This is a genomic window from Streptomyces sp. NPDC051180 (genome assembly GCF_040689545.1).
Classification (GTDB): domain Bacteria; phylum Actinomycetota; class Actinomycetes; order Streptomycetales; family Streptomycetaceae; genus Streptomyces.
The window spans coordinates 164,768-179,848 of record NZ_JBFBBC010000009.1 but is presented as its reverse complement, the minus strand read 5'-3'; the positions used below and the strand labels follow the sequence as shown (position 1 = coordinate 179,848).

Annotated in this window: 15 protein-coding genes and 1 pseudogene; 11 read left to right on the top strand and 5 right to left on the bottom strand. The window is 74.6% G+C overall.

The genetic code is table 11. The features are described 5' to 3' along the window. Nucleotides 1–81: 81 nt before the first annotated feature. A pseudogene (locus AB0424_RS18345) lies at nucleotides 82–329 on the top strand (hypothetical protein); the annotation flags it as partial. 20 nt (nucleotides 330–349) lie between these two features. Here AB0424_RS18345 and xylA read toward each other — a convergent pair. Beyond that, complete coding sequence (gene xylA / locus AB0424_RS18340; protein ID WP_366306571.1) at nucleotides 350–1,519, bottom strand: xylose isomerase; 1,170 nt, start codon at nucleotides 1,517–1,519, stop codon at nucleotides 350–352. Between the two features lie 104 nt (nucleotides 1,520–1,623). Between xylA and AB0424_RS18335 the strand changes: the two genes are divergently transcribed. The 5 genes from AB0424_RS18335 (at nucleotide 1,624) to AB0424_RS18315 (ending at nucleotide 6,323) form a co-directional block, all read left to right on the top strand. Further along, nucleotides 1,624–3,213 (top strand): FGGY family carbohydrate kinase, encoded by a 1,590-nt coding sequence (locus AB0424_RS18335; RefSeq protein WP_366306569.1) that lies wholly within the window; start codon nucleotides 1,624–1,626, stop codon nucleotides 3,211–3,213. Between the two features lie 360 nt (nucleotides 3,214–3,573). Beyond that, the gene (locus AB0424_RS18330; protein WP_366306567.1) at nucleotides 3,574–3,804 is read left to right on the top strand and encodes a hypothetical protein; all 231 of its coding nucleotides are present in this window, start codon (nucleotides 3,574–3,576) and stop codon (nucleotides 3,802–3,804) included. Between the two features lie 84 nt (nucleotides 3,805–3,888). After that, nucleotides 3,889–4,410, top strand: a complete 522-nt coding sequence (locus AB0424_RS18325) for a hypothetical protein (RefSeq protein ID WP_366306565.1) — start codon at nucleotides 3,889–3,891, stop codon at nucleotides 4,408–4,410. A 147-nt stretch (nucleotides 4,411–4,557) separates the two neighbouring features. Then, a complete protein-coding gene (locus AB0424_RS18320) occupies nucleotides 4,558–4,923 on the top strand; it encodes a hypothetical protein (protein ID WP_366306563.1) in 366 nt (121 codons plus the stop codon). A 149-nt stretch (nucleotides 4,924–5,072) separates the two neighbouring features. Then, nucleotides 5,073–6,323: a serine hydrolase domain-containing protein gene (locus tag AB0424_RS18315; RefSeq protein ID WP_366306561.1), complete on the top strand. Its 1,251-nt coding sequence runs from the start codon at nucleotides 5,073–5,075 to the stop codon at nucleotides 6,321–6,323. Between the two features lie 76 nt (nucleotides 6,324–6,399). Here the strand turns inward: AB0424_RS18315 and AB0424_RS18310 are convergent, their stop codons facing one another. Beyond that, nucleotides 6,400–7,326: a ketopantoate reductase family protein gene (locus AB0424_RS18310; RefSeq protein ID WP_366306559.1), complete on the bottom strand. Its 927-nt coding sequence runs from the start codon at nucleotides 7,324–7,326 to the stop codon at nucleotides 6,400–6,402. Beyond that, nucleotides 7,323–7,895: a helix-turn-helix domain-containing protein gene (locus AB0424_RS18305; RefSeq protein WP_366306557.1), complete on the bottom strand. Its 573-nt coding sequence runs from the start codon at nucleotides 7,893–7,895 to the stop codon at nucleotides 7,323–7,325. Before AB0424_RS18305 ends, AB0424_RS18310 begins: the two co-directional genes overlap by 4 nt. Nucleotides 7,896–7,975: 80 nt before the next feature. On the opposite strand from AB0424_RS18305, the gene AB0424_RS18300 reads away from it, so the two are divergent. Continuing rightward, entirely contained in the window at nucleotides 7,976–9,184 is a 1,209-nt protein-coding gene (locus AB0424_RS18300) for an ROK family transcriptional regulator (RefSeq protein WP_366306555.1), read from the top strand. Here AB0424_RS18300 and AB0424_RS18295 read toward each other — a convergent pair. Then, entirely contained in the window at nucleotides 9,160–10,005 is an 846-nt protein-coding gene (locus AB0424_RS18295; protein ID WP_366306553.1) for an MBL fold metallo-hydrolase, read from the bottom strand. The two genes, AB0424_RS18300 and AB0424_RS18295, sit on opposite strands and share 25 nt — an antisense overlap. Nucleotides 10,006–10,243: 238 nt before the next feature. On the opposite strand from AB0424_RS18295, the gene AB0424_RS18290 reads away from it, so the two are divergent. The 4 genes from AB0424_RS18290 (at nucleotide 10,244) to AB0424_RS18275 (ending at nucleotide 14,584) form a co-directional block, all read left to right on the top strand. Next, entirely contained in the window at nucleotides 10,244–11,716 is a 1,473-nt protein-coding gene (locus AB0424_RS18290; protein ID WP_366306551.1) for an ABC transporter permease, read from the top strand. A 78-nt stretch (nucleotides 11,717–11,794) separates the two neighbouring features. Then, entirely contained in the window at nucleotides 11,795–12,502 is a 708-nt protein-coding gene (locus tag AB0424_RS18285) for an ABC transporter ATP-binding protein (RefSeq protein WP_366306549.1), read from the top strand. 154 nt (nucleotides 12,503–12,656) lie between these two features. Next, nucleotides 12,657–14,090, top strand: coding sequence for a WGR domain-containing protein (locus AB0424_RS18280; RefSeq protein ID WP_366306547.1), 1,434 nt, complete (start codon nucleotides 12,657–12,659; stop codon nucleotides 14,088–14,090). Then, nucleotides 14,087–14,584 carry a hypothetical protein gene (locus AB0424_RS18275; RefSeq protein WP_366306545.1) on the top strand — a complete coding sequence of 166 codons (498 nt, stop codon included), beginning with the start codon at nucleotides 14,087–14,089 and terminating at the stop codon, nucleotides 14,582–14,584. The genes AB0424_RS18280 and AB0424_RS18275 overlap by 4 nt, the downstream gene beginning before the upstream one ends. A 40-nt stretch (nucleotides 14,585–14,624) precedes the next feature. Here AB0424_RS18275 and AB0424_RS18270 read toward each other — a convergent pair whose 3' ends face one another. Then, complete coding sequence (locus AB0424_RS18270; protein WP_366306543.1) at nucleotides 14,625–15,047, bottom strand: DUF350 domain-containing protein; 423 nt, start codon at nucleotides 15,045–15,047, stop codon at nucleotides 14,625–14,627. Nucleotides 15,048–15,081: the final 34 nt, after the last annotated feature.

Sequence of the window (15,081 nt, the reverse complement as noted above, 5' to 3'; positions counted from 1 at the left end):
AGGCACGGCCGACACGGCCATTCTGCCGGGCACCGGTGTCCCGGGGGCCGCGCCCGCGCCACCGGCGCCCGCATCGGGGCCGTCCCGGAGGGCATGGCCCTCGTCGGCTACGACGCCATCGAGTTCGCGGCCGCCGCGACCGTCCCCCTGACCTCCGTACGGCGGCCGGCGCCCTGACCCCGGAGGCCAGGGCCGCCGCCCCGCTCCTGGGAGCCAAGGCCGCCGCCCCGCTCCTGGAGGAGACCGGCGAGCGGCCGGCCGGCCATCGGCACGAACACGTGGTGCTCCGGCCGGAACCGGCCGTCCGCCGTTCGACGCTCGCGGGGCGCCGAGTGCGTCGCCGCAGCTCTCAGCGGACGCCGAGCAGGTGCTCCAGGGCGAGCTGGTCGAGGTGCTCGAAGGCCATCGAGCGCGCCGCCGCGGCCTCCGGGTCGAACGTCTCGTACGCCGTCGGGTCGGCGAGCAGCCCGGCCAGGCCGTCGGCGGCCGTCGGCACGGCGAGCTCCGGCAGCCGGGAGGCGGCCAGCGCGTCCCGTACGTCGGAGTCGGCGCGGAAGGCGGCCGTGCGCTCCTTCAGGATGAGGTAGTTGCGCATGCAGTTCTTCGCCGACTCCCACACCCCGTCGAAGCCGTCGGTGCGCACCGGCTTGAAGTCGAAGTGGCGCGGCCCCGCGTACCCGGCCGTCTCCAGCAGGTCCACCAGCCAGAACGCCTGCCGCAGGTCGCCCGCCCCGAAGCGGAAGTCCTGGTCGTACTTGATCCCGGACTGGCCGTTCAGGTCGATGTGGAACAGCTTGCCCGCCCACAGCGCCTGCGCGATGCCGTGCGGGAAGTTCAGGCCGGCCATCTGCTCGTGCCCGGTCTCCGGGTTCACCCCCACGAGCTCGGGCCGCTCCAGCCGCTCGATGAAGGCGAGCGCGTGGCCGATGGTCGGCAGCAGGATGTCGCCGCGCGGCTCGTTCGGCTTGGGCTCGATCGCGAACCGCAGGTCGTAGCCCTGTTCGGTGACGTACTGGCCGAGCAGGTCGAAGGCTTCCTTCATCCGGTCGAGCGCGACCCCGACGTCCTTCGCGGCGCCGGACTCGGCACCCTCGCGGCCGCCCCACGCGACGTAGACCGTGGCGCCGAGCTCGACGGCCAGGTCGATGTTGCGGAGGGTCTTGCGCAGCGCGAACCGCCGCACGTCCCGGTCGTTGGCCGTGAAGGCGCCGTCCTTGAAGACGGGGTGGCCGAACAGGTTCGTCGTGGCCATCGGCACCGCGAGGCCGGTGCGCTCCAGGGCGCCCCGGAAGCGCTTCACCGCCGTCTCGCGCTCGGCCTCCGAAGCGCCGAAGGGAATCAGGTCGTCGTCGTGGAAGGTGATGCCGTACGCGCCGAGACCGGCGAGCCGCTCCACCGCCTCGACGGGGTCGAGGGCGGGCCGGGTCGCGTCGCCGAAGGGGTCGCGGCCCTGCCAGCCGACGGTCCACAGGCCGAAGGTGAAACGGTCCTCGGGCGTGGGGGAGAAGCGCTCCGTCATGGTGTCTCCTTGCTACTGGCCACCGGATTTGTTTTCTGAGATAACTAATACGGGACGGGGGCGCTCGGCGCCAGACCCGACGAGTGAAGAGAAGAGGTGACGGTGTGCCCACCAGCCGCTCCGTCGTGATCGGCGTGGACAGCTCCACGCAGTCCTGCAAGGCCCTCGCGGTCGACGCGGACACCGGCGAGGTCCTCGCCGTCGGACGCGCCCCGCACACCGTCACCGGCACCGGCGGTGCCCGCGAGTCCGACCCCGACGCATGGTGGACCGCCCTGTGCGCCGCCGTCCGCGCGGCCGTCGGCGACTCCGGCGCGCCGCCCGCCGCCGTCACCGGCATCGCCGTCGCCGGCCAGCAGCACGGCCTCGTCACCCTCGGCGCCGACGCCCGCCCCGTACGCCCCGCCCTCCTCTGGAACGACACCCGCTCCGCCCCCCAGGCCGCCGCCCTCGCCACCCGCCTCGGCGGCCCCGACTCCTGGCCGGCCCGCACCGGTTCGCTCCCCGTCGCCTCCATGACCGCCGCCAAATGGCAGTGGCTCCGCGAGCACGAGCCCCACCACGCCGCCGCCACCACCGCCGTCCGCCTCCCCCACGACCACCTCACCGAACGCCTCACCGGCATCGCGGTCACCGACCCCGGCGACGCGTCGGGGACGTGCTGGTACCGAACGGGCGAGGGCCCCGCCCCGGCAGGAGACCGGGGAGGCCGCGACGAGGCGGGCGTGACCGCCCACGGCCCGAACGGCGGCCGTCCCGACGGCCCGGCTCCGGCCGGCGCGTACGACCCGGAGGTCCTCGACCTCATCGGCCTCGACCCGGCCCTGCTGCCGGCCGTCGCCCCCACCGGCGCCACCCGCGTCGGCACCCTCACCGAAGCCGCCGCCGAGGCGCTCGGCCTGCCGCGCACCGTCGTCGTCGCCGCCGGAACCGGCGACAACATGGCCGCGGCCGTCGGCCTCGGCCTCGGCGGCACCGGACTGCTCGACCACCCGGTCGTCAGCCTCGGCACCTCCGGCACGGTCTTCGCCGCCACCCGCACCCGTCCCGCCGACGCCGGACTCGCCGGCTTCGCCGCCACCGACGGCACCCATCTCCCGCTCGGCTGCACCCTCAACTGCACCCTCGCCGTCGACCGGTTCGCCACGCTCCTCGGCCTCGAACGGGAGGACGCGCGCCCCGGCGAGGGCGTCGTCGTCCTGCCCTACCTCGACGGCGAACGCACCCCCGACCTGCCGCACGCCGCCGGTCTCGTCACCGGCCTCCGGCACGGCACCGACCCCCGGTCGATCCTCGGAGCCGCCTACGAGGGCGCGGCCTTCACCGTGCTCCACGCCCTCGACCGCCTCCTCGCCGCCTGCGGTCTCGACCCCGCCGACCCCGCCGTACGCGACCGCCCCCTGCGCCTCATCGGCGGCGGCGCCCGCGGCCGCGTCTGGACCGACACCGTCCGCCGCCTCTCCGGCCGCCCCCTCGTCGTCCCCGCCGCCACCGAACTCGTCGCCCTCGGCGCCGCCGCCCTCGCCGCCGGCGCCGTCTCCGGCGCCGACCCCGTCGCCCTCGCCACCGCCTGGGGCACCGGCACCGGCACCCTCCTCCCACCCCTCACCCGCGACGACGCCACCTGGTCCCGCATCACCGACGTCCTCACCGCCGCGACCCCGACCCTCCTCGCCGGCCCGCCCACGACCTGATTCCGCCCACCACCCCGCGTCGCCGCCGGTCCGCACGACCCGGCAGCGACGCGAGGCGAGCCACGTCCCGGTCGCGCCCCGCTCCAGGAAGCGGCGCCCGGTCGGCCCCACGGTCCCCGGTGCCGGATCCCCGATCGGCCCCCGCTCCCGAGCCGGCGCCGGATCGGCATCCCCCCGCACCGGCGTGCCGTCCGCCCGCCCGCCCCCGCTGTCGCCCCGACAGGCGCCGCGATCCCGGCGCCTCCGCGAGCCCTGACCCACCCCCGTCCACCGCAGCGGCGGCACACACGACGTGGTCCGTCCCCCTGACACCGCCCCACCCGGCGACCTACCCTGACGAAAACGACGGGGGAGACACACATGACCGCTCTGCTGATCCTTTTCGCGATACTCGCCGGCTCCGGCGCCCTGCTCCTGCTCACCCTCCTGCGCCGCGGCAGCAGCCGCACCGAGACGGCCGAGGGACTCCGACACGAGGAACTGGCCCGCCGTCAGGCCCAGCACGACCGGGTGTCCTTCGGTGCCGCCGCGGTCCACAACTCCGTCCCCACCGCGAGCGACACGTACAGCCGCCGCCAGGGCCGGTCCTAGGGCCTGTCGTCACATTCCCCTCTGCCCCGCGGGCAACGAGGGGACTGTGACGACAGGCCCTAGGGCAGTCGTGAGGTTCCCCGTATGACGGTCGTTCTCGGAGAGAGGCGGCGGTTCGCCGCCGAGGTCGGCGAAGGGGGCCAGGCCCTCCGGCGCGTGGATCTGTGGATCGCGAACGAGCATCTGACCTGCGACGACAACATGGCCTACGTCCCGCAGTTCCGTCTCGCCGTGCGGAACACCGTCGACCGGTTGCGCTCCGCCACGGAGTTCCGTCCCGCCGTCGCCGAGCCGTCGCCGCAGGCCGCGCACCGGCGGTTCGTGCTCGCGGCGCAGGACGACGACGCGTCCACGGCCTCCTACGAGGTGCGCCGCCGCCACCGGGACCTGGACTGGGGGCCCACGACCGACAACGCGATCGTCCACCTGTTCCGCGAGGGCGGGTACCTGGCGGTCACGCTGCAGTTCTGGCGGCCCGACCACCTGCGCACGCGCCCCGAGCACGACGGGGAGGTCTTCCTGGCGAAGATGCCCGGCCCGGAGTTCACCGGCATCCTCGACGACCTCGTGACCCTCCTGGGCGACGGTCCACGAGAGCCCTCCTGACGACCCGGGGCGATCCGCTCGGCGCCGGCGGGGGCACCGCGCCGTGGGGGCTTCCCGCCGGCCCCCGCAAGGGCTGCTCCCACGGCCGGTCGGTGCGGCCGGCTCAGCCCTATGCTGGGACGAGTTGACGGGAATTCAGGGGGAATCGTGAACTGGTTCTGGTTGGTCCTCATCCTTTTCTGGACGGGCGGATTCGCGTGGGCGGTCGACACCGGCCGGACCGCGCTGCGTCATCGGCACGAGCGCAGGATGGAGCTGCTGGAGGCGGCGAAGCAGGAGCGTCTTGCCCTAGAGGCCGTGCACCGGACGCCGGAGCCGGTGTGCGGGTGCACGCACCACCTCGCGAAGCACGACAAGCAGGGCCGGTGCCACGAGCGTGTCGAGCTGCCGACCGCCTGGGACGAGAACAAGAAGCCGCTCCGCTTCGAGGCCGGCCAGTGCAACTGCCAGCAGTACGTGGGGCCGCAGCCGTTGTCGCAGGTGTTCGCGGAGGAGCTGACGGACCGGGCCTGAGGGAGGGTGACACCCGCGGGCGTCCCGGCCCCCGACGAGGGCCCGCGATAGCCCGAACGCCACTCTCCGCCTGCCCCACACGGGCGGGTCCGGGAGGGGCGGCGGAGTGTTCGGCGGGGAAGGGGCGGGGTCGCGGGGATAGTGCGGCCATGACACACACTTCCTTCCGCGCACGAGCACGTGCCGGTACGGGTACCCGCAGGGCGCTCCTGTGCGCCGCGCTGCTCGCCGTGACGGTTCAGGCCGCGGTCGTCGGACCGGCGGTCGCCGAGGGGCCGGGGGGCCGGGGCGGACGCGACTGCGTCCGGACCGAGCGTCCCCTGGACCGGCAGGCGCGGCGGATCCTGGAGATCACGCGCAAGGCGAAGAAGGACCTGCGGCTGAACGCCGTGGAGCTCCGGGTGACCCTGGACGGCCGGGAGGTCGTGACGGACGCGCTCGGCGAGTCGATGACGGGGGTCCCGGCGGAGCCGGACATGCACTTCCGGGCGGGCTCCGTGGCGTTCGCGCACATCGGCACGGCCCTGCTCCAGCTGGTCGAGGAGCGCAGGGTCCGGCTCGACGACACCGTGGAGCGCTGGCTGCCCGATCTGCCGAAGGCCGACCGGATCACCCTGCGCATGCTGGCGAGCAACACCAGCGGCCTCCACGACTACGTCACCGACCCGGCGTTCGGGGCCGAGCTGGGCCCGCACCCCTTCCGCGCGTGGACGCCGGAGGAGCTGCTGGCCTTCCCGCTCAGCCACTCGTTCTGGTACGAGCCGGGCAGCAACTGGAGCTACTCGCACGCGAACTACCTGCTCCTGGTCCAGGCCCTGGAGAAGATCACGGGCATGCCCATCGACCGGTTCGTCAAGGAACGCGTCACCGGTCCGCTCGGGATGCGCGACACGCGGAACAACTTCACGCCGGACATCCCGCGCCCGGTCCTGCACGCCTTCACCTCCGACCGCGGCCTCTACGAGGAGTCGACGTTCTGGAACCCGTCGTGGACCACCGCGCCGGGTGCCGTGATCACCACGCACATCTGTGACCTCGCCCGTTCCGCGGAGGCCGTCGGGAGCGGCGAACTCCTCTCGCGGCGCTCCTACGAGACCCTGCTCGACCCGGGCACCGTCGGCCTCGGGGGCGCCACCGCCACCTGTCCCGCCGCGATCTGCCTGAAGCAGACCGAGGCCAAGCACTTCGGTCTCGGCGTCATCGTCGTGAACGGCTGGGTGCTCCAGAACCCCTCGTTCTCCGGGTACGCGGCGATCCAGGCGTACCTGCCGTCGAGGCGCCTCGCCCTCGCCGTCTCCACCACGAAGACGGCGACGACACCCGACGGGAACACGGCCGAGGTCGTAGCCCGGCGCATCGCGGCCGAACTCGCCCCGGAGGCACCGCTGTCCATCGACTGACGGGAGCGGAGGGCAGAGGCCGGGGCATGGCCCGGACACCCCGCACCGCCTTCGCCCCGGGCGCCCCCGCCCCTCCTCACTCCCCGGCCGCCACCCGCCTCTGGTGCACGCGCAGGTGCAGCGTCGCCAGGTCGAGGAGCGGGGTCGCCACGCCGAGGGCGCGTGCGCGCTCCGTCAGGTCGCCGAAGAGGTGCTCCACCTCGGTGGGGCGGCCGGCGACCAGATCGCGGTAGAGCGAGGGGACCATGGGCGAGCCGGAGGCCGAGACGACGGCGAGGGTGGCGGCCCGCTCGGAGTCCGGTACGGGGTGGCCGGCCGCCCCGGCGACCGCGGCCGCCTCGTCGAGGAGCGCGGGGCCCAGGGAGGGGCCGCCGGGTGTGTCGTACACGTCGCCGACCGTGCCGCGCATGAGGCCGGTCAGAGCGCCGAAGGTGGTGATGAAGACCCACTTGTGCCACATGGCCGTGACGATCCGCTCGGGCACCGGCGCGTCGATGCCGGCGCCTTCGAGGACGGCGCGGATCTTCTCGACGCGCGGGGAGAGGGTGCCGTCCTGCTCGCCGAGGGCGAGGTGGGCCAGGGGTGCCAGGCGGCGGATGTCGCCGGCGTCGTCGAGGGTGGTGACGACCTTGGCGACGCCGCCGAGGACGGCGGTCTCGCCGAAACGGGCGTTGAGCGGGGCGAGGTGCGCGAGGCCGTTGAGGAGGGGCAGGACGGCGGTGTCCGGTCCCACTGCCGGGGCCACGTCCTCGATCGCGCGGTCGAGCCCGGTGGACTTCACCGAGAGGAGGACCAGGTCGTAGGGGCCGTCCAGCGCGTCGGCGGTGACCAGACGGGGGGTCAGGACCCATTCCTCGTCACGCCCCACGACCCGGAGCCCGCGGGCGCGGAGGGCGGCGGCGCGGGCCGGGCGGACGAGGAAGGTGACGTCCTCTCCGGCGCGGGCGAGCAGGGCGCCGAAGTATCCACCGGTGGCACCGGCGCCGACGACCAGGATCTTCATGACTGTGGACCTCTCGTGGGGCGCCGCGAGGGCGCGGTGGGCGTGATCAGGGGACGGAGCAGGCGGTGGGGACGGGCGAGCGCCGTCGTGACGGGGTCCGCGCCGGGCCCGGGCGGGTCGAGTCCGGGGCCGGGGGTTACCAGGACGTCCGTGACGGGGACGGCGTCGCCGCAGCCGGTGCAGCGGCCGTCGGGGGAGAGCGGCGCCTCGTCGTCGCTGTGCCGGAAGACGCGGCGCGGGCCGCCGTCGGCGGGGTGGAACTCCTCGCCCCAGAGGCTCAGGGCCCGGACGGCCGGCCAGAGGGCGACGCCCTTGGGCGTGAGCGCGTACACCTCGCGGCGGCCGGTGCCCTGCTCGGGGCGGCGCTCCAGGACGCCGGCCTCGGTGAGGGTGGTGAGCCGGTCGGTGAGGACGGCCCTGGGGACGCCGAGATGGGCGGCGAACTCGCCGAACCGGCGGACGCCGTAGAAGGCGTCGCGCAGGATCAGCAGCGTCCAGCGCTCGCCGACGACCTCCATCGAGCGGGCGAGGGCACAGGTCTGGCCGCGGTAGTCACGCGGAAGCGTCATGGCCGGAGCGTATCCCACGAGAGTTCGGTGACCGAACTGTTTTCACGAGGGCGAAAGGGGCGACTAGGCTCTCGCTCACCATGAACCAGCCCACGGAACCCAAGGCCGACAAGTCGGGAGTGCGCCGGCACAACCTGAGCCTCGTCCTGCGGACCGTCCACGAGGCCGGCGAGACGACCCGCGCGGCCGTCGCGGCCCGCGTCGGGCTCACCCGGCCGGCCGTCTCCTCCCTCGTCGAGCAGCTCCTCGACCTCGGGTTCCTCGTCGAGTCGGGCAAGACGTTCAGCGGCCAGGCGGGCCGGCCCGGAACGGTGCTCAAACCGGCCGGCACCGGGGCGGCCGGACTCGGCGTCGAGATCAACGTCGACTACGTCACCGTCTGCCTGGTCGACCTCACCGGTACCGACCGCGTCCGGCGCACCGAGCGCCTCGACAACCGCGCCGCCGCCCCCGTGGTCCTCTCCCGCGCCGCCGCGATCGCCGCCGAGGCCCTCGGCACGGCCGACGGGCTGGGACTCGCCCCGGCGGGGGCCGGCCTCGCACTGCCCGGGCTCGTCTCCGGCGGCACGGTCCGGCAGGCGCCCAACCTCGGCTGGAACGAGGTCGAGGCGGAACGCCTCTTCGGCGAGGCCCTCACCGCCCTGCGCCCCGACGCCGCGGGCCTGCCCCTCACCTCCGACAACGAGGCCAACATGGCGGCCCTCGCCGAGCTGTGGTCCGGCACCCTCGGCGACGTCCGCACCTTCCTGCACCTGACGGGGGAGATCGGCGTCGGCGGCGCCATCGTCGTCCACGGCGAACTCCTGCGCGGCGCGCACGGGTTCGCGGGCGAGATCGGGCACCTCGTCGTCGACGCCGACGGCCCCCGCTGCCGCTGCGGCTCCCGGGGCTGCCTGGAGCAGTACGCGGGACAGGCGGCGCTGCTCGCCGCGGCCGGGGCGAGCGGCGTCCCCGACCTCGTCCGGCGCGCCCGGGCCGACGAGCCGCGCGCCCTCGCGGCCCTCGGCGACGCGGGCCGCATGCTCGGACGGGCCCTCTCGGGCGCGGTGAACCTCCTCGACCCCGAGGCGGTCGTCCTCGGCGGCATCTTCACCCGTCTGCTGCCCTGGCTCGCCCCCGCCCTCGCGCAGGAGCTCTCGGCACGGGTCGTCTCCGGCCTCTGGACCCCGGAGTCCGGCAGGCTGCGCCCGGCCTCCGCCGCCACCGACGCGTCACGCGGCGCGGCCGCCCTCGTCCTCCACGACGTCCTCGCCGACCCGCTGGCCTACGCCCCGCCGACGGACGCCTGATCCCCACCCGCCGCCGGCACCCGTACGAAGGGGGCGGTCAGGTGGGCCGTCGCCAGCACCGCTCCGCGGACCGCGGCACGGTCGAGCCACTCCTCGCGGGAGAGACGGGCGGCGGCGGGATCCCGCTCGTGGGAGTACGCCACGGCCCGGTTCGCGAGCTGCACGGCGTGGACGAGCAGATCGCCCGTGACCAGCACCTCCCCGCCGTCCGGCCCCTCGACCAGGACGGACTGATGGCCCGGCGTGTGTCCGGGCGTGGGCACCAGGGTCAGCCCGCGCCGCAGGCGCCGCTCCCCGTCGACCTCGTCCAGCCGCCCGGCGGCCCGCAGGGGCTCCACCACCCATGACCACACCGGGTCGTCGCGGTCCAGGGCGGCGGTCTCGGCCCGCTGCACGACGTACCGCGCACGCGGGAAGAACGGCTGCCGGTCCGCTCCGGTCGCCCAGCCGGTGTGGTCCTCGTGCAGATGCGTCAGCACCACGGTGTGCACGTCCTCCCGGTCGATCCCGGCTTCCGCCAGGAGTTCGGGCAGCCGGCCGGGTACGGGACACCAGGGCGCCCCGGGACCCTCGGCGGGGCCGACGCCGGCGTCGACGAGGGTCCAGCCCCCGCCGTCGGGGTCGGCGACGGCGAAGCACCGGAAGTCCAGGCGCCAGCTCCCCTCCGGCCCGAACGCCCCGGGGTCCAGCGCCGCGGCCCGTTCCCAGTCCGCCGCGACCGCACCGGGGAACGCCGTCCGGGCCGGTGCGAAGAACGTCCCCGTGGCGTCGAGCAGCGCGGTGACGTGACCCCTCCGCGCGACATGCGTCCGTCCGTCCATGAAGCCGACCCTCCCACGGACCGGGCTCTCCACGCGGCGGCATGCGCCCGTCCGTCCATGACGCCCACTCTCCACGGACCGGGCTCTCCACGCGGCGGCATGCGCCCGTCCGTCCATGACACCCACTCTCCACGGACCGGGCTCCACGGGGCCGTTGCGGGAATCCGGGGCTCCGCTCTCATCCGGCTCTCACGCGGGCCTTATCCCGTCATCACCCGGCGCCCCTAGCTTCGCGCTCATGTTCTTCACCTACCTCCGGCGCGAACTGCGCCGCCGCAGAAAGGCGGCGCTCGTCGTCGCCTCCGGGCTCGCGCTCGGCATCGCGCTGGTCATCGTCGTCAACTCCGTCTCCTCCGGCATGAGCCGGGCCCAGGGCAAGGTCCTGGAGTCGCTGTACGGCCTCGGCACCGACCTGACGGTGACGAAGGCCCAGGAACGGCCCGAGAGCGGCGGGCAGGCGCAGCGGCCCCGGTTCGAGTTCCAGGGCAAGGAGGACGGGGCGGCGCAGAGCAGCGACCGGCTCATGGTGCAGGGCTTCCAGACCCTCGCGGACACCACCGTCGCCACCGTCGCGCAGCAGCCCGGCGTCGACCGCGCCGTCGGCGGCCTGAGCCTGGTCAACCTGAAGATCGACGGCGAGTTCAGGCGCGGCCAGATCCAGCGCGGCCAGGGACAGCAGGCCCAGCCGGGCGGCCCCGGCGGAGGGTCCGGCGGCTCCGGACCCGGCGACACCGTCACCGGCGGCGGCGCGGCCTTCGACGTCGACTCCTTCACGCTCTACGGCACCGACGTCACCGCCCCCGACCTCGGCCCCCTCACCACGTCCACGATCTCCCAGGGACGTACCTTCACGACCACCGAGACCGACGCGAAGTCCGTCGTCCTCGACAGCGCCTACGCCCAGCAGGAGAACCTCGCCGTCGGCGGCTCCCTCACCGTCAAGGGAGTGAAGTTCGCGGTCATCGGCATCGCGACCGCCGACAGCGGCCAGTCCGCGGCCCAGGTCTACCTGCCGCTCAAGCAGGCCCAGACGCTCTCCGAGTCCGCCGCCAAGATCACCACGATCTACGTGAAGGCCGAGGACTCGACGCGGATCGACGCCGTCAAGACCGCCATCCAGAAGAACGTCTCCGGCACCACCGTCACCACCTCGGCCGACCTCGCCCAGACCGTCTCCGGCTCCCTCGACACGGCCGCCGGCCTCGCCTCCGACGTCGGCACCTGGCTCTCGTACGCCGTGCTGATCGCCGCCGTCCTCGTCGCCGGCCTGCTCACCTCGTCCGCCGTCGGCCGCCGCGTCCGCGAGTTCGGCACCCTCAAGGCGCTCGGCTGGAAGAGCGGCCGGGTCACCCGCCAGGTCGTCGGCGAGGCCCTCGTCAACGGTGTCATCGGCGGCGCCCTCGGCATCGCGATCGGCCTCGCCGGCGCGTACGCCGTCACCGCCGTCAGCCCCACCCTCACTGCCGAACTCGGCGCGAGCACCGGCGGGTTCGGCGGGCGGGGCGGCGGCATGGGCTTCGGCGGACCGGGCGGCGGAGCCCGTACCGCCGTCGGGAAGACCGTGGACATCGCCCTCACCGCCCCGGTGAGCGTCACCACCGTGGGCCTCGCCGTCGTCCTCGCCCTCGGCGGCGGCCTCGTCGCGGGCGCGTTCGGCGCCTGGCGCGCCTCCCGGCTGCGCCCCGCCGACGCGCTGCGCCGCGTCGAGTAGCCGACCGCCCCGGGGCGAGTCCGGCCGCCCCGAACCGCCGGATCGCCCCCACCCCTCACGCACCACAGGAGTCGCACCATGTACGAACTCATCGGCGTCACCAAGCAGTACCGGCGGGGACAGGCGAGAGTCGACGCCCTCGCCGGGATCGACCTCACCCTGGAGCAGGGGGACCGCCTGGTCATCCAGGGCCCCACCGGAGGCGGCAAGTCGACGCTCCTCCAGATGCTCGGCGGCCTGGACCGCCCCACCGCCGGCCGGGTGCTGCTCGACGGCACCGACCTGGCCGGGCTCTCCGAACGCCGCCTGACGGCCGTGCGCGGGGCGAACATCGGCTTCGTCTTCCAGAGCTTCAACCTCATCCCCACCCTCACCGCCCAGGAAAACGTGGAGACCGCGCTCGTCCCGCTGGGCGTCAGGACCGCCGAGCGGCGCGCCCGGGCCGCCGAGGCCCTGGAGTCGGTGGGGCTCGGCGAGCGGCTCGGACACCTGCCCTCCGAGCTCTCGGGCGGGCAGCAGCAGCGCGTCGCGATCGCCCGCGCGCTCGTGAAGCGGCCCAAGGTCCTGCTCGCCGACGAACCCACCGGCAACCTCGACGAGTCCATGCGCGACGAGATAGTCGACCTGCTCGAAGGGCTGTGGAAGGAGCACGGGCTGACGTTCGTGATGGTCACCCACGACAGTGCCGTCGCCCGCCGCGCGCCCCGCCTGGCCACGCTCCGCAAGGGCAGGATCACGATCAAGGAGAACCGGCCCGCCACCGTGACGGGGCAGCCCGCCGGGTGACGCGCGGGTCACCGCGCGCCGACCGTGTTCGGCCCTGCCGAACGTGACGACGGTGGCGGCGAAGCCGCCGGGCCCGACCGCGGGCCCGGTGGCGCACGCCGGCAAGGCCGGCCTCCGGGGGCCGTTGTCAGTGGGTGCCCCTAACGTCTTCCCCATGACGACGACCTATCTGGAGCTGTCCCAGGACGGCGGCGGTGCCCACAAGTTCTACGAAGTGACCGTCGACGACACGACGGTGTCGGTCCGCTACGGACGCATCGGCGCGGACGGACAGACCCAGCGCTCCACCTTCCCGACCGCGGCCAAGGCGCAGGCCGCCGCGGCGAAGAAGATAGGGGAGAAGGTCCGCAAGGGATACGCCCCGGCGATCCGGGGGCAGCGCGCCGCGCGCGCCGTGACGCGCCGCGAGGTCACCTCCGCGCCCTCCACCGCCCGGGCCGTCGCCCCCGTCCTGTGGCGCTTCCGGACCGGCTCCGCGGCCTTCGGCATCCACGTCGACGAGGACCGCTGCTGGGTCGGGAACCAGGCGGGAGACGTCTTCACCCTCGACCGGTCCGGCGAGGTGCAGGCCCGCTTCAGCCTGCCGGACGGTGTGAAGTGCCTGGTCGCCGACGACTTCTGGATCTACGCGGGCTGCGACGACGGCAAGGTGTACGACCTGTCGTCCAAGCTCCCCTTCGCCGCCTACGACATCGCCACCGACGTCGACATCTTCTGGCTCGACATCCACGAGGGCGTCCTGCACGTCGCCGACCGCTCCGGCCGGCTCACCGTCATCGACCACGAGGACGAGCACCAGTGGGCGCGCGGCGGCCAGGGCGAGCACGCCTGGATGGTCCGCGCCGACGGCGACGCCGTCTACTACGGGGACACGCGCGGCGTCGCCGCCCACGCGCCCGACGGCGGCGGCGAGCTGTGGCACAGCGCGACGGAGGGCGGGGTCCTCTTCGGCTGGCAGGAGGACACGGCGGTCTACGCGGGCACGTCCCGCAAGAAGGTCCAGCGGCTCGCGAAGAAGGACGGCCGCGTCGAAGCGGTCTACGCCTGCGACAGCCCGGTGTACTCCTGCGCCACCTCGCCCGGCGGGCGGTTCGTCTTCGCGGGCGACTCGTCCTCCTCCGTCTACTGCTTCGCCGAGGACGGCACCCGGCTCTGGAAGCTCGGCACCGGCGGCGGCTCGGCGCTCTCCATGCAGTACCGCGACGAGCGGCTCTACCTGGTGACCACGGACGGCTCGCTCGTCTGCGTGGACGCGAGCGAGGCGGCGATCGAGGCCGCCAAGGGCGGCACGGTCCCGGTCGCCCGTGACATCAAGCTCGCCGCCGCCCTGCCGGTGTACGAGCCGGCGACCACCGTCACCGCGGTCACCGCCGTCCACGACGCACCGGCCGGATCGATCGTCGTCGAGTGCGTCACCGAAGGCGGCAGGACCCGGGTCCGGGTGGTCTCCGAGGGCTACGACTCCGCATGGAACGTGCAGTTCCCCCGGGCGATCCGGCAGGCCGGCGCGCGGTACGTGGTCGACGCCCTGCACCCCGCCGCGGGCGGCTTCTACCGGGTCCGGGGCGACATCCGGCGGCTGCTGTGACGAACGGCCGAAGCCCGGGGGACGGCGTCGGCGCCGGGGGAGTCTTCGAGGCGGCCACGGGGGACGGTCCGCCGCTGCCCGCGGCCGACGCCGAACAGCGCTCCCGGGAGATCCGCGCCGCCGTCGACGGGCTGCTCCAGATCAGGCGGCTGACGCACCGCCAGGGCGGCGACCCCCGGGGCGTGCCGGCCGAATGGGAGCGCCGGCAGCCCGTGCGGGCGGTGGCCCTGGCCCTGGAGAGCGGCGGACTCACGCCGTCGTCCGTCGACGGCACCGGCGCCCGCCTCGGCACCGGATACCGGGTCACCGCGGGGGAGCGGCCGGGGACTGCCGTCGTGGAGTGGCTCGGCCCGCCGGGCTCGGGCGCCGCCCGGGAGGAGGCGGCGGCACTCGGCTCGTGCGGACCGGCCCTGGCGCGGCTCGGCTGGGAGGCCCTGCTCTACAAGGGGCCCCGCGGCCGACGCTTCCTGGAGGTCGAGCCGATGGCGGGCTGAACCGGCGCGGGATCGGCGGCGGGCCGGTGGCCCGCCGGGGTCAGGCGATCGAGGCGGACACGATCGCCGAGACGGCGATGTTGCAGGAGGCGGTCACCCACACCGCCGGGTGCGGCTCCGGGTCGACCAGGGTGGCGCCCAGCTTCCCGGGCGTGACCAGGTCCACGACCAGGAACGCCACCGCCATCATCACCAGGCCCAGCAGGCCGAACGCGGCGGTGGAGACGAGCCCCTTGCCGAAGTCGTCGTACGTGGTCCAGATCGAGGTGAAGACGATCCCGCCGATGCCGAGCAGGGCCGAGCTCAGCAGGACCGAGGCGTTGCGGTTGCGGTCCTCCCAGATCTGCCGCCCGAGCTTCCCCGGGGTCAGCACGTCCACCAGCACGATGCCGAGGATCAGCAGGACCACGCCCAGGGCGCCGTAGGCGCCGGCCCGGCCGAGGCCGTTGAGGATGTCGCTCATGGGGTTGCCGGCTCCGAAGGATCGCGATCACGGG

Bases quoted from the DNA above. Each gene is read 5' to 3' on its own strand.
- xylA (WP_366306571.1), bottom strand. From the start codon at position 1,519: ATGACGGAGCGCTTCTCCCCCACGCCCGAGGACCGTTTCACCTTCGGC.
- AB0424_RS18330 (WP_366306567.1), top strand. From the start codon at position 3,574: ATGACCGCTCTGCTGATCCTTTTCGCGATACTCGCCGGCTCCGGCGCC.
- AB0424_RS18325 (WP_366306565.1), top strand. From the start codon at position 3,889: ATGACGGTCGTTCTCGGAGAGAGGCGGCGGTTCGCCGCCGAGGTCGGC.
- AB0424_RS18315 (WP_366306561.1), top strand. From the start codon at position 5,073: ATGACACACACTTCCTTCCGCGCACGAGCACGTGCCGGTACGGGTACC.
- AB0424_RS18310 (WP_366306559.1), bottom strand. From the start codon at position 7,326: ATGAAGATCCTGGTCGTCGGCGCCGGTGCCACCGGTGGATACTTCGGC.
- AB0424_RS18305 (WP_366306557.1), bottom strand. From the start codon at position 7,895: ATGACGCTTCCGCGTGACTACCGCGGCCAGACCTGTGCCCTCGCCCGC.
- AB0424_RS18300 (WP_366306555.1), top strand. From the start codon at position 7,976: ATGAACCAGCCCACGGAACCCAAGGCCGACAAGTCGGGAGTGCGCCGG.
- AB0424_RS18295 (WP_366306553.1), bottom strand. From the start codon at position 10,005: ATGGACGGACGGACGCATGTCGCGCGGAGGGGTCACGTCACCGCGCTG.
- AB0424_RS18290 (WP_366306551.1), top strand. From the start codon at position 10,244: ATGTTCTTCACCTACCTCCGGCGCGAACTGCGCCGCCGCAGAAAGGCG.
- AB0424_RS18285 (WP_366306549.1), top strand. From the start codon at position 11,795: ATGTACGAACTCATCGGCGTCACCAAGCAGTACCGGCGGGGACAGGCG.
- AB0424_RS18280 (WP_366306547.1), top strand. From the start codon at position 12,657: ATGACGACGACCTATCTGGAGCTGTCCCAGGACGGCGGCGGTGCCCAC.
- AB0424_RS18270 (WP_366306543.1), bottom strand. From the start codon at position 15,047: ATGAGCGACATCCTCAACGGCCTCGGCCGGGCCGGCGCCTACGGCGCC.